This is a genomic window from Alicyclobacillus dauci (assembly GCF_026651605.1).
Lineage (GTDB): Bacteria > Bacillota > Bacilli > Alicyclobacillales > Alicyclobacillaceae > Alicyclobacillus > Alicyclobacillus dauci.
This window is the reverse complement of the sequence record NZ_CP104064.1, coordinates 2,598,213-2,610,725: the sequence shown is the minus strand read 5'-3', so window position 1 is coordinate 2,610,725 and position 12,513 is coordinate 2,598,213. Positions and strand designations below refer to the sequence as shown.

The following is a 12,513-nucleotide window of genomic DNA, read 5'->3' as shown; positions in this document are numbered from 1 at the left end:
ACTACAATTGACCTGCCTCGATTTTCATATTATTAGTTTAAATCACAAAAAATTATAAGTCTATACTTGCTCTGAAAAAGAATTTATGCTAATGAAACCCGCGGGAATAATAAAGGGGAGCAGACGCGAGCATATGGTCAATTTTAAGACAGGGGCACTCTCTAGTTCCCAGTTCCGATGGTTTTACTTTGGTCGTACCATTTCCTTATTTGGTAGTGCCATGACACCAGTGGCTCTAGCATTTGCCGTACTTCAAGCTCGACAAGGTCAACATCTGTTGGGATATATTCTTGCTGCAGAAATTATACCTAACGTTTTGATGTTGCTTGTCGGTGGCAGTATTGCGGATCGTTACCGTCGAGACAGGCTGATACTGATTAGTAACTTAGGTTCTGGACTATCGCAGACAGGAATTGCCGTCATCACCCTGAGCGGGGCGAGTCTAGACTGGCTTTTCCCGTTGGCCATTGTAAATGGCGTGCTGGGAGCTTTTACGTCACCGGCTATGCGAGGCATTATCCCAGAGATAGTGAATAGTAAGCATATCAAGCAGGCCAATACACTGCTGAGTACATCGAGAAGTGCTGCCAGAATGGTCGGACCAACAGTTGCGGGCGTATTGGTTGCAACTGTTGGTGGGGGTTGGGGGATTGCGGTGGATGCCGCTAGCTTTTTCATCGCCGCTGTTTGTCTGACACGAGTTCGTATTTCTGCTCATCCTGCGGTTGCTGGTAGTTCACTGCTTCAAGATATGCGCGAAGGCTGGTCGTATTTCAGACGTCGGCGTTGGATTTGGTCGATAACAGCTGCATTTGCGTTGATGAATTTAGTCCAGATGGGTGTGTGGCAAGTACTTGGGCCGATTATTGCCATGAACACGTTTGGTTCCGCGGGATGGGGACTGACACTTGGCATAAAATCAGTCGGTCTTTTCACCGCAAGCATAGTGATGCTCAGACTGCAGTTGCGGCGTCCGCTTCGTGACTGCATGATAGCCATCGCTATTAGTGGTATACCGATGATTGTTCTCGGTCAAGGTTACGGCTTGCCGTATTTGGTCATTGCTGCCGCGTTTGCAGGAGCTGGGTCGACGATTTCAGGCATCGCATGGGATACTTCATTACAACAAGCTGTTCCAAATGACAAACTCTCACGCGTATGCGCATTCGATGACTTTGGGTCCTACATCACTATCCCTATCGGCGAGATACTGGCAGTTCCATTGGCGGAAAATTTGGGCTACCAAACGGTCGCCACGGTCGGAGGCATCGTCTTCATTATCGCGGCACTTCTTCCTTTGACACAACGGTTGGTCCACCAGGTAACACCAGAAAATCTGCTTCCCTTAACTCCTAACGTCCATGAGGAGTGAGCGTGTGATTAGATACGAGACCTCGGTTGAGGCCATTAGCGTGGATATGATTGCAGATGGTTTCTTTGAAGGATGGCCAAATCCGCCATCAAAGGACGTCCACATGCAAATATTGAGACGCAGCAGCTACGTCGTCCTTGCTGTGGATGATGTCACCTCAAATATCGTGGGATTCATTACTGCCATTTCGGACGGTGTTTTGTGCTCATATATTCCACTACTGGAAGTGTTGCCGAGGTACAGACGTCAAGGCATCGGTAATCAGTTGGTACACACGATGATTCGTCAACGGGTGACTACTACATGATCGATCTTTCATGTGATGAGCACCTCCAGACATTTTATGAGAGGCACAATATGCATCCGGCGTTTGCGATGATAAAGCGCAATTACCGACGTCAATCTGGTTCATAGAACCTTGGTTCATCACGAAATGGAGTCCACTTTAAGTCGTCCAGTCCATCTTGGAAGCGTATCAACTATTGCGTCCTCACCATCTTCGGAATATGCTCTTCTAAAGTTCAGTTGTCATAAAGGTAGGATTACGAATGGTCGTACGCGATGCAGTCATCGAAGATTTGCCGTACCTGTTAGAAATTTATAATCAAGCCGTCCGCAACTCTGCGGCTACATTTGATTTGGAAGAGTCATCCCTTGAACAGCGCAAGGTGTGGTTTTCGCACTACTCAGATAGTCATCCACTTATTGTCTGCGAGGTTGACGGGGTGGTCGCTGGCTACGCCTCCCTATCTCGTTTTCGAGACAAAGCTGCCTATGACAAGACAGTTGAATCATCTGTATATGTTGATGAAGCATTTCACGGACAAGGAATAGGTAAGACCCTGATGCGGGAAATCCTTCAACGGGCGCGGGAGATCGGACATCACGTGGTTATCGCCGGGATCACAGGCGGTAACGAGGCAAGCATCAAACTTCATGTATCACTCGGCTTTGAATATATTGGGTGTTTCAAAGAAGTGGGGTTTAAGTTTGGAAGGTGGCAGGACGTACACTTTTACCAATTGCTCTTATCATAATCGATTATAGATAGACCACAAGCACATCTGTTGCGTTAATAAACGATAGCCCAGAATTTTCCTTAGTCCGTTTGGGTCGGTGGACCCCCACATCGACGGAGTAAGACTCGAAAACTGTCGAAAAGACGGTTTAGAGGATGTGCGCTTTTATGACTATCATGATCGACTTCGGGACAAGCACACTACGGATTCGGACCTCGAAAAGAGAGGACACGGTGGCAGAAGCCAGTGTTGTTGCCCGAAGGGCGGAAGGTGTGATCGTTGCTGGAAACGACGCACTGAAAATGGAGGGGCGTGCGCCTCAATCAGTTGACATCACTAGACCGATTGAAGCTGGGGCCATCAAAGATGCTGACGCAGCAGTATTGTTGCTGAAGACGGTCGTTGAACAGAATTTTGCACGGCTTGCAGCATTGCGGATGCCCATGCTCATTGCCCTTCCGTGGGATTTGTCGTCCGTTGAGCAACGGGGGATGGAAGAGGTGGCTCACAACGCTGGCGCAAAAAATGTGAAATTTTTCGATTCACTGGTTGCGGCTGCCATCGGTGCTGATGTCCCCATGGATGCGCCGTCTGGATCACTTGTTGTCGATCTCGGTGCAGGCACAACAGAAGTCGGCCTGTTGTCCATGCGTGGTATCGTTTCCGCCCGTCGTATGACGCGTGGCATGTTTGGAATTGACGAAGAAATCATGGACGCGATTCGTCGAGAGTATGGTTTTTTGGTCAGTCGTCACGCGGTTGAGTATGTGAAGAACGAGTTACTCAACGAGGAAAAAGATGAATACGAAATGACAGGACGCAGTCTCGCAACTGGGTTGCCGTGTAAGGTTCAGGTCCGTCGGGATGTATTTGTCGCGCCGCTGATGTCGCACTATGACCAAGTCATCGAACTCGTGAGGGGCGCTATTGAAACTTGTCCACCAGAACTCGTGGGAGACATCATGGACAAGGGTGTCGTATTGGTCGGCGGTGGAGCAAATGGTTATCGGATTGAGCAAGCACTTGGCGACCGGATCGAAGTACCTGTCACCTTAGCTCAAGACCCAGGTTCAGCCGTCATCCGCGGCTTAGCTAAACTGGCTGCGGATGAAAACAAGAACAGTGGCGACATTCGGCATCGAGCCTTGCGTATGTTGAAGACGAGTTAACTAAAAATCCACGTATACTTGGGGGTGCCTGGGGACTCGGTTAACACTTGTTTCCCCAGGCTTTTTTCTGCCCTATATCGATCAGCGTCCCATCCAATTGATCATACTAATTTCGTTTTGCGACAAAACCATTGGTGCGATTTCGAATACAATAGAGATCACAGAGGGACGATATACAGGGCTAAGGATGTGGAGATACATGAGAAGCATCAAAGGATATGAAGCGATAGAAATCGCGGAACAGTACAATCTGCCACTTTATGATCAATACTATAAGAATGATATAACGGTTCGAGAGGCCAAACAGTTCATTCAAAGTCGCAGAGATCCCCAGTCGTTTGTGCTGGAAAACTGGCCCGATACAGATGAAGAAGCAGAGCAAATGGTGCTGAACCTGTTCAATAAAGCGTTGGCCGAACATGATCTTTCGACAGGTCAAATCAGTGAGCTTTCTCAGGCCATGGGTTCTCTGCCTATCAACCAATATGCAGCCGAACTGGCCGCACAGCGGTTAGTGGCGGCTGGAAAACTAGAAGTGATTGACTCGGAAGCAGAGTGGAAATCTTACCGAGTGCCCAGGAAATTCTATCTCCGCGAGTCGTTTCTGGACCAATTATCAGATATGGTTTGCCACGAATGCGCGCGTCTGGAGTTAGATGGCCCCTTTCACGAAGCGTGTCTGACGAAAATCATAGACTATTTGTCCAGTTCGTCAGTAAGCTTTGATGATATTGCTGAGATGCGTAATCAACAAAGTGTGAATAATCGATTGGCGAAAATAATCCGCCCAGGTATGGGGCTGCTCTCAAAGGGCGTTTCAGAGACCAAATCCAGGTGGCAGTCCATTTTGAAGCCTATTTTGAATCCGGATAATGAGGTTGAGGCGGATCGGAAATCAGGTATTTCTAGCGAAAAAAACATGGATGTCGACATGAGTAGTACGCTCACGATGGTAGCTCACGAACGGCTGGAACCGATAGAACCTGCGAATCATCAAGCGGAGAGTGCTAGCTCAGTCATGGAGGATACGCTGGAGGAAAGGGACACTATGGAGCGAACAAAAACAAGAATTACGAAAGAAGACCTCATTGAATATCTCCGCGGAGTTGAAATCCTTGATGACACTGGAGAGCTCATGCGACTTCAACGAGAGCGTACAGAGTTGCGCAGACAGATTGCCGAGCACGAGCGTGAAATCGCCAAGTTTGAACAACAACGGACGTATTGGGAAAAGCAAATCGAAGCAATGAATCGGGATATGGATACGATGATCGCGGCCATGCAAATTGCTAAACGTCGGGCTGCGAAATCAGATGCGACTGTGATCGATGCGGACATTCACACGGACAATGAGGATGAAGTCCACCCACGATAACTGCGGACAGCGAGTACACGAACGCATTATTATCGGGCCCCCTGTTGGAATAGGGGAGCCCGATTTTGCGCGATTCAAGATGTGAATGAAACTAAAAAAGCCCTTACTCGACTGAGTAAGGGCGATAGAATTAATTTGGGAGGAGAAGTGAACTTCAAACCTACGCTCAAGGTTAGTTCACCTCACAGAAACATTGTACACGGTTAGTTTACATAATACCATGGTGTTAAATTGGGGGTGTTGGCGAATCATTGGAATACATGAGGTGAAGGATAGTCTGGAACCATATCGATGATGATGCTCGTGGAGGCGTATGCGTGGAAAATTGGTCTAGCTCTCATCGACAATTTCCTATTCCGAACAGGCCATGGGTCATGAAACAGAGTTGGATGAACCTGGGCTTTATTCACTGGCCCGTACCAATACATCACATCGAATCGATGATCCCGGCTGAGCTCACTCTCGATACATTCGAAGGACAAGCATGGATCAGCCTGGTACCGTTACGAATCGTCCACATGCACGCTAGATTCGTTCCCGCGTTCGGCTTTCACGGATTCCCAGAGGTCAATCTTCGGACCTATGTCGTACGAGATGGTCGACCCGGCGTGTTCTTCTTTCGTTTGGACGCAGAACACAGGCTCGTCGCGGCACTTGGACGTCGCTTTCTGCACGTGCCGTATCACGATACTTCCATTCATGTGGATCGTCAGGATGAGTGGATCCACTACCGTCTTCATCCATCAGGTTTGTCCCTATCATCTTCTCAATTGGAATTTACAATCCGACCTGTTTCTGACGTGTTTGAATCCAGTAAACATTCCATTGATTCTTGGCTCACGGACCGCTACTGTTTTTATACGACTTTCCGAGGGCGAGTTTACCGCGGAGATATCCACCATGGACCATGGGCGCTGCAGACAGCAGAAGTGGCGTTCCACATAAGCTCTGCCCTCGTCGACTATGGGTTTGGCTCGTCTCAGCCAGTACTTGCACATTTTTCAAGGCAGCAGGAAGTTCAGGTGTGGCCTTTGACCCGGAGCTAAGAACGGTCTACGATAATGAATGTTAAATAGATAAAGAAACAGGTGGAGAGAATGAGAAACATCCTAGGTATCGGCATCTTGGTATTGATGTCGCTCATTGGTGACGCAATAGCTATCGTCACGCATATCAAAATTCCCGGAAGTATTATCGGCCTCGTCTTGCTTTTGCTCCTGTTACAATTTCGAGTGGTTCGACTGGAGTGGGTCCAGTCGGGTGCTAACGTCCTCTTGTCCCAGATGCTCTTGTTTTTTGTCCCATCGGCCGTGGGCGTCATTCAGTACCTTCCACTCATGCAAACGGAGGGCCTGAGACTGGTTTTAGTCATCGCCCTAAGCACCATCGCAGTCATGATTGTCAGTGGCGGTTTTACGGAGTTGTTCTCAACGATGAAAGCGAGAAGACGACATGGTCATTGAGCTCGCTAGTCTCGTCATCACTGTGGTGTTTTTTATATTATGCCGATGGATATACAAGAAAACCAAGTTTGACGTACTCACGCCCATTCTGACGACGCCTATTCTGCTTGTAGCAGTACTTCTTATTACGCGCATTCCCTATGCAAATTACCGTGCTGGCACAAACATCGTCACGTATTTTTTGCAACCCGCAACCGTGGCGTTTGCTGTGCCGTTATATCAAAACATAAAGTTGCTCCAACGGAATGTTGTGCAGATGCTAGTGAGCATCCTGTCGGGTGTCGTCATCGCGATCACGGCCGCATTTTTCCTCGGTAAACTGTTAAACGTCAACTTAACGCTCATCAAGAGCATGGTGCCAAAGAGCATTACGACACCGATTGCCATGGACGTATCGACAGCTATTGGCGGGAATCCTACGCTTACAGCAGTGTTTGTCATCATCACGGCGCTGACCGGCATCACCATTGGACCCCTAGTCATTCGACTATTGCACATTAAAACACCAATCGCGAGAGGTGTTTTATTCGGCACCAGTGCACACTCTGCCGGGACGAGTAAAGCATTTGAGTACGGTGCGGTGGAAGGTGCAATGAGCAGCATCTCCATGATTATCGCAGCGATTGTGACGCTCTTTATTGCACCGTATTTGGTTCCAGCGTTGTAGACCCTATATTAGCTCTGGTTGGCCGGTGGTAGTACGGTCACGATCAACGTTGGTAAAACGCGTCTTCGACCGGACCTGCACTCGGCAGGATTCGTCGTGAATGAGTTTGTATAAGTTGAGTGCAAACTCACTGTCGAGCCCCAGTGAACGGGCCATGGCCAAATAGTGTTGTTTCACCTCAAGTGCGCGATTCGGTTGAAACACGGGTGCGTCCGTTTTTTGCTTAACCATCGCGATCTCAAGGGATAATTCGAAACGCTTTGCGAGGAACTCGATCAGGGATCGATCGATTGAGTCGATTTCGGTACGAAATTGCTTCAGGGAACATGCATCTGTCATCTGAATCTACCTCCACGAATAAACGAATTTGGGTACCAAATGCGACGTAAATAAAAAAATCTCGTCCGACAAGGGACGAGATTTTCTCGCGGTACCACCCTACTAAAAGACAGCTGTCTTTCACTTCAGTGTGATACCGAAAACAAAAAAGCTCATCCCCAAAGGGACGAGCTCACTCGCGGTACCACCCTAAAACAAAGGCAAAATGCCTTTCTTCGTTGAGATAACGAAAGCACAGTGCTTCCGGCTCAAGCTAATAGCCCATAGGGCGTTCACTCGGCAGCTCAGGAGTGTATTTCCGATGAGTGCTTCGTTCGGTTTGCACCAACCACCGACTCTCTAAGCAAAAGCAAACACGTACTCTCTCCATCGACGCTGTTTCCGTATCAAGTTAAATGCAATTTACAAGACGAAGAATGGATTGTCAAGTCCCGCGAAAAAATGATGACGGAAACTTCCGATTACACAGTCTCTTGCTGATAAGGATGATATACTATTTTGTAATCATAAAAGGAGATGCTCTCAATGGCTGATACCCTTCGCATCGTATTAAGCGATAGCAAGAAAGAAAAACCTCAGGCAAACGCGCTTGGATTTGGGAAGTATTTCACTGACCACATGTTTGTGATGGACTATGTAATCGACAAGGGGTGGTATGATCCAAGAATCATTCCGTTCCAAAACATCAGTCTTCATCCAGCAGCTAAAGTCTTTCATTATGGCCAGACCATATTTGAAGGGCTGAAGGCATATCGAACTTCTGACAACCGTACTTTGCTGTTTCGACCACGTAAAAATCTGGAACGGTTAAACCTTTCCAATCAGCGTCTCTGCATTCCGCCAGTTGACGAAACAATGGTACTCGAGGCGTTAAAAGAGCTCATCAAAATAGACGAGGAATGGATTCCTGCAAGCGAAGGGACGTCGCTTTACATTCGTCCATTCGTGATCGCCACCGAACCCGATCTCGGCGTGTCACCGTCAACTCAGTACAAACTGATGATCATCCTATCACCAGTTGGTGCTTACTACGCAGAGGGTGTCCATCCCGTAAAGATATACGTGGAAAATCAGTACGTTCGGGCCGTCCGTGGTGGAACGGGAGCAGCAAAAACGGCAGGCAACTACGCTTCTGGACTCGCGGCTCAAGAAGTGGCCGGTGGGAAGGGATATGCGCAAGTGCTTTGGCTCGATGGCGTGGAAAACAAGTACGTCGAAGAAGTTGGCAGCATGAACGTTTTCTTTAAAATCAATGGAGAAGTGGTTACCCCGGCACTTAATGGAAGTATCCTCAATGGCGTGACAAGGGATTCGGTCATTCAGCTTTTGAAACATTTGAACGTTCCCGTGGTTGAGCGGAGCATTTCAATTGACGAAGTTCAAAGTGCTTATGACAACGGGGTGTTGGAAGAAGCCTTCGGAACCGGGACAGCAGCGGTTATCTCTCCAATCGGTGAATTGAACTGGCGTGATCGTCAAATGGTCATCAACGATGGGCGTATCGGTGAAGTTGCTCAGCAGCTTTACGACCAGTTAACGGGCATTCAAACTGGGCGTCTAGACGATCCGTTCGGTTGGACAGTGGAAGTAAAGTAACCCAGAAAGAGTCAGTTTCCTTTGTGGAACTGACTCTTTTTACATGGCGTTTTGATGGTTATATTCAATCCTCGACTGTCTCACGAATGAATGACGTATGATGTGATTTCTTCAGGATGGGGTGTTCGGGAATGCTGTTGGTTTTAACGCCGAGATCGACATGTGTGGCAGTCAATCCGTGATGGCTTAGGTCCAATCCGAGTTCTTCTTGCGACTTGGTCACCCGTAAAGGACTGACGAGACGAATTAACTTTAGCGAACCCCATGTGGTAGCCATACCCCACACGCTGACCGTCACTGCACCCAGGCACTGGACGGCGAGAAGGTGGATGTTTCCGGTCGTGAACAGACCCCCTTGTTGCGAGAAGAAGCCAACCATGACGGTCCCAAAGAGTCCATTGACGCCGTGAACGGCGATGGCTCCGACTGGATCGTCAATTTTAAGGATGTCAAACCAGGTGGTGGCCCAAATCATCAGGACACCGGAACAAGCCCCGATGATGAGCGCGGCAAAAGGGCTCACGTATGCACAGCCCGCGGTGATGGCGACCAGACCTGAAAGAATCCCGTTCATCGTTGCGCTGACATCCGCTTTGTCATTGCGGAATAATGTGTATAAAAGTGCACTTCCGCCGCCCGCAATGGAAGCGAGCAGTGTGTTCATGGCAATTTGTGATATATCATTTGCTTCTGCATTCAGTGTACTTCCCGAGTTGAATCCGAACCAGCCAAACCAGAGAATAAAGGTGCCGATGGCGGCTAGGGGAATGTTGCTGGGTGCAAACGGTTGTGATCGACCATTTTTATCAAACTTCCCGATGCGCGGTCCGACCATTTGAGCGGCTACCAAGGCGGAAAAACCGGCCATCGCATGAATGACAGTCGAACCAGCAAAGTCTTTCATCCCGAGCTTCCCAAGCCACCCGTCTGCCGCCCACACCCAGTGTCCAGAGATCGGGTAGATAACCGATGTCATGATGATTGCGAATAGGAGATAGGCCTTAAAGTTCATACGCTCCGCTACGGCACCGCTGACGATACTGACGGCTGCCACTGTAAATGCCGACTGGAACAGCCAAAACGCAGAATGCGGGATGGTCGTCGGCAAGTGAGAGAGGGAGCCGGACAGTGCAAAACCGGATCGTCCGAATAATCCTAATGTATCTTTGCCGAACATCAGTCCGAATCCCACTACAAAATATGCGAATACTCCAAAAATTAGGTCAGCAAACACCTTCATGATAATGGACACGTGGTTTTTGGAGCGAATGAATCCCGCTTCTAAGAGTGCGAATCCGCCCTCCATAAAGAAAATCATGGAGGCGGTCAGCACAACCCATATTGTATTCAGTCCAACGGAGAGTGATGGCTGTGGCATGTGTCCTCCTCCAATCGCTGTATAATCTTATTATTATGCCGATTGGATGGATTGAGCAATACGATATGTAAGTATTCCTTACATACAGATAAACTGTAAGCGAATTCATTTTTGGGTGCATAGGACGAAGTTGCCGTAGAGAGGTATTATGCATCTCCCAGCATCTTTCCCACAAGCGTACATATCGTGAACTGGGGAGGGATGTATATTGAGGTTAAATCGCCCGTATCTCATCACCAGATCACTATGTCCAGAAAACATGGAATCCCCGATTCGTTTCCTTCGTGGCCCAGTTACTCCGACAGAGTATTTTTATCGCCGCAACCACTTTACCTACCCTGATTTATCGGCTCAATCTTATCAAGTTCATATTGATGGATTGGTTAATCGTCCGAGGACGTTCACCTTCGAAGAAATCCGTTCTCTTAAGAGTCGTGAGGTGACGACAGTTCTAGAGTGCGCTGGAAACAGAAGGAATTACTTTAGGCCCAGGGTGTACGGAGAAAGGTGGGAAGATGGTGCTCTTAGTCAGGGAGTGTGGCAGGGCGTTTTCCTTGGGACGCTGTTGGCCGCTGTAGGTATGCAGGATAACGTACGAGAAATTGTTTTTACAGGTTGGGACCATGGTGAATCAAATAACGTACCTGGACAGTACCATTTTCAACGTAGTTTGCCGTTGAATGCGGCCCTTGACCCCGATACGATAATTGCACACAGCTATAACGGTTTGTCGATCCCGGTAAAGCACGGACATCCATTACGGCTTATTGTCCCGAAGTGGTATGCCATGGCATCTGTCAAATGGCTAAAGCAAATAACAGCCATTGGTGATTCATTTGGGGGCCCTTTTCAAACGGTTGATTATAACTATTACCCAGATCCGGTTACGGATGTTGGGAAATACCCAGTAACAACCATGCACGTTAACTCTGTTATTCAATACCCATTAGACTATTCCGTATTAAGGCTAGGCATACACCAGGTTGAGGGGATTGCCTGGACAGGAAAAGGCATGATTACAAAGGTTGAAGTAAGTTTAGACAATGGGATGACTTGGAGCGAGGCCTTTTTAAAACAATCTACTTCCAGGTATTCATGGAGAGAATGGCTATTTCCATGGGAGGTTTCTGAAGTGGGAACGTATACAATCATTGTACGGGCACGAGACTCAAGCGGACGAATTCAACCTTTTGTACCCATGTGGAATCGCATGGGTTATGGGTATAACGGCATGTCAAAAGTACATGTCAAGATTTTAATTTAGTAACCAAGCACGACGTCAACCAATTAGGCATGTCCTAAACCAGCTAACGGAATGCATATACTCTGGTACGGAAACAAAACAAACATGTTGTAAGCCGCATCAATGAACACGAAAAGCAGGGATAGATGTGCTATTTGGCTGGAGACGAAAGCGCATTGAAGAAGAAGTTTTACAACGACTGGACAGAATCGCACAAGTGCTTGCTGTGGTATCGGATAAGGTCTCAGAACATAAAGTTCAAATAACAATTGAGACACTGCATGTGGATAAAGCATCCTTAGAACAACTAAGTTTTAAACTGGACCATTTGGATATCGACGAATTAAGTGGTTCCTTAAATCTTGGGAACAACTTTGGAACAGACATTAACCGTGTTCAAAAGGACGTTCAAGTAAGAAAAGATAAATTGGACGAAAAGCAGAATACTACAGCGCAATCGGAACCCGAATCCGTTCGAAGCGGAAGGATGGAGAAGCACGAACATGGATATAAGGTTTCATTGCATAATTAAGTAAACATTTTGTCATTGACAATTTGGAGTGGGTCAAGAACTGGAGGCATTCGTGATGCCGAATGGGTTATCACCGAATTTTATCATCGGTTCAATCCGTATTGGAAAAATAGAAGGTGCCTCGTGCATGAATATGGGGAACAATTGGGTGTCAAATTTTCGTAGTTTCAAAAAACATAATCAGGGATTTGGTTCCGTTCATGGCGACAACAACGTGCTTCGTGATACACGAAGTTTGCTAAATGACCCGGATAGTATTGACATGGTGAGTGTATCAGGTGAAGAGTTACCCGATTGGATCGGAAAATTAATCCAGACCACAAAATAGTGGCTAAGTTCGAAAAGCAAATCCCAATAACG

The 12,513-nt window shown here is 47.6% G+C and carries 14 protein-coding genes and 1 other annotated feature; of the genes, 12 read left to right on the top strand and 2 right to left on the bottom strand.

Annotation, left to right across the window (positions count from 1 at the left end; all coding sequences use genetic code 11):
* The first annotated feature begins 133 nt into the window (after window positions 1-133).
* From NZD86_RS13270 to NZD86_RS13235, 8 genes are all read left to right on the top strand, one after another.
* Window positions 134-1,372: an MFS transporter gene (locus NZD86_RS13270; protein ID WP_268042365.1), complete on the top strand. Its 1,239-nt coding sequence runs from the start codon at window positions 134-136 to the stop codon at window positions 1,370-1,372.
* Window positions 1,373-1,376: 4 nt separating this feature from the next.
* The gene (locus tag NZD86_RS13265; protein WP_326492564.1) at window positions 1,377-1,679 is read left to right on the top strand and encodes a GNAT family N-acetyltransferase; all 303 of its coding nucleotides are present in this window, start codon (window positions 1,377-1,379) and stop codon (window positions 1,677-1,679) included.
* A gap of 241 nt (window positions 1,680-1,920) precedes the next feature.
* A complete protein-coding gene (locus NZD86_RS13260) occupies window positions 1,921-2,409 on the top strand; it encodes a GNAT family N-acetyltransferase (protein ID WP_268042363.1) in 489 nt (162 codons plus the stop codon).
* Window positions 2,410-2,558: 149 nt separating this feature from the next.
* Window positions 2,559-3,560: a rod shape-determining protein gene (locus NZD86_RS13255; protein WP_268042361.1), complete on the top strand. Its 1,002-nt coding sequence runs from the start codon at window positions 2,559-2,561 to the stop codon at window positions 3,558-3,560.
* Window positions 3,561-3,759: 199 nt separating this feature from the next.
* Window positions 3,760-4,935, top strand: coding sequence for a hypothetical protein (locus tag NZD86_RS13250; RefSeq protein ID WP_268042359.1), 1,176 nt, complete (start codon window positions 3,760-3,762; stop codon window positions 4,933-4,935).
* 317 nt (window positions 4,936-5,252) lie between these two features.
* Window positions 5,253-5,981: a YqjF family protein gene (locus NZD86_RS13245; protein ID WP_268042357.1), complete on the top strand. Its 729-nt coding sequence runs from the start codon at window positions 5,253-5,255 to the stop codon at window positions 5,979-5,981.
* Between the two features lie 51 nt (window positions 5,982-6,032).
* The gene (locus NZD86_RS13240; protein WP_268042355.1) at window positions 6,033-6,398 is read left to right on the top strand and encodes a CidA/LrgA family protein; all 366 of its coding nucleotides are present in this window, start codon (window positions 6,033-6,035) and stop codon (window positions 6,396-6,398) included.
* Window positions 6,388-7,065: an LrgB family protein gene (locus NZD86_RS13235; RefSeq protein WP_268042353.1), complete on the top strand. Its 678-nt coding sequence runs from the start codon at window positions 6,388-6,390 to the stop codon at window positions 7,063-7,065. Before NZD86_RS13240 ends, NZD86_RS13235 begins: the two co-directional genes overlap by 11 nt.
* Before the next feature lie 3 nt (window positions 7,066-7,068).
* Here NZD86_RS13235 and NZD86_RS13230 read toward each other — a convergent pair whose 3' ends face one another.
* Window positions 7,069-7,404, bottom strand: coding sequence for a chorismate mutase (locus NZD86_RS13230; protein ID WP_268042351.1), 336 nt, complete (start codon window positions 7,402-7,404; stop codon window positions 7,069-7,071).
* A 68-nt stretch (window positions 7,405-7,472) separates the two neighbouring features.
* Window positions 7,473-7,786 (bottom strand) — a binding site (T-box leader).
* Between the two features lie 143 nt (window positions 7,787-7,929).
* Between NZD86_RS13230 and NZD86_RS13225 the strand changes: the two genes are divergently transcribed.
* The gene (locus tag NZD86_RS13225; protein ID WP_268042349.1) at window positions 7,930-9,000 is read left to right on the top strand and encodes a branched-chain amino acid aminotransferase; all 1,071 of its coding nucleotides are present in this window, start codon (window positions 7,930-7,932) and stop codon (window positions 8,998-9,000) included.
* 64 nt (window positions 9,001-9,064) lie between these two features.
* Here the strand turns inward: NZD86_RS13225 and NZD86_RS13220 are convergent, their stop codons facing one another.
* On the bottom strand, window positions 9,065-10,378 hold the full coding sequence (locus NZD86_RS13220) for an ammonium transporter (protein ID WP_268042347.1): 1,314 nt from the start codon (window positions 10,376-10,378) through the stop codon (window positions 9,065-9,067).
* A gap of 208 nt (window positions 10,379-10,586) precedes the next feature.
* Between NZD86_RS13220 and NZD86_RS13215 the strand changes: the two genes are divergently transcribed.
* From NZD86_RS13215 to NZD86_RS13205, 3 genes are all read left to right on the top strand, one after another.
* Window positions 10,587-11,642: a sulfite oxidase gene (locus NZD86_RS13215; RefSeq protein ID WP_268042345.1), complete on the top strand. Its 1,056-nt coding sequence runs from the start codon at window positions 10,587-10,589 to the stop codon at window positions 11,640-11,642.
* A gap of 127 nt (window positions 11,643-11,769) precedes the next feature.
* Window positions 11,770-12,153 carry a hypothetical protein gene (locus NZD86_RS13210; protein WP_268042343.1) on the top strand — a complete coding sequence of 128 codons (384 nt, stop codon included), beginning with the start codon at window positions 11,770-11,772 and terminating at the stop codon, window positions 12,151-12,153.
* 55 nt (window positions 12,154-12,208) lie between these two features.
* Window positions 12,209-12,481, top strand: coding sequence for a hypothetical protein (locus NZD86_RS13205; RefSeq protein WP_268042341.1), 273 nt, complete (start codon window positions 12,209-12,211; stop codon window positions 12,479-12,481).
* Window positions 12,482-12,513 lie beyond the last annotated feature (32 nt).

Bases quoted from the DNA above. Each gene is read 5' to 3' on its own strand.
- NZD86_RS13270 (WP_268042365.1), top strand. From the start codon at position 134: ATGGTCAATTTTAAGACAGGGGCACTCTCTAGTTCCCAGTTCCGATGG.
- NZD86_RS13260 (WP_268042363.1), top strand. From the start codon at position 1,921: ATGGTCGTACGCGATGCAGTCATCGAAGATTTGCCGTACCTGTTAGAA.
- NZD86_RS13255 (WP_268042361.1), top strand. From the start codon at position 2,559: ATGACTATCATGATCGACTTCGGGACAAGCACACTACGGATTCGGACC.
- NZD86_RS13250 (WP_268042359.1), top strand. From the start codon at position 3,760: ATGAGAAGCATCAAAGGATATGAAGCGATAGAAATCGCGGAACAGTAC.
- NZD86_RS13240 (WP_268042355.1), top strand. From the start codon at position 6,033: ATGAGAAACATCCTAGGTATCGGCATCTTGGTATTGATGTCGCTCATT.
- NZD86_RS13235 (WP_268042353.1), top strand. From the start codon at position 6,388: ATGGTCATTGAGCTCGCTAGTCTCGTCATCACTGTGGTGTTTTTTATA.
- NZD86_RS13230 (WP_268042351.1), bottom strand. From the start codon at position 7,404: ATGACAGATGCATGTTCCCTGAAGCAATTTCGTACCGAAATCGACTCA.
- NZD86_RS13225 (WP_268042349.1), top strand. From the start codon at position 7,930: ATGGCTGATACCCTTCGCATCGTATTAAGCGATAGCAAGAAAGAAAAA.
- NZD86_RS13220 (WP_268042347.1), bottom strand. From the start codon at position 10,378: ATGCCACAGCCATCACTCTCCGTTGGACTGAATACAATATGGGTTGTG.
- NZD86_RS13205 (WP_268042341.1), top strand. From the start codon at position 12,209: ATGCCGAATGGGTTATCACCGAATTTTATCATCGGTTCAATCCGTATT.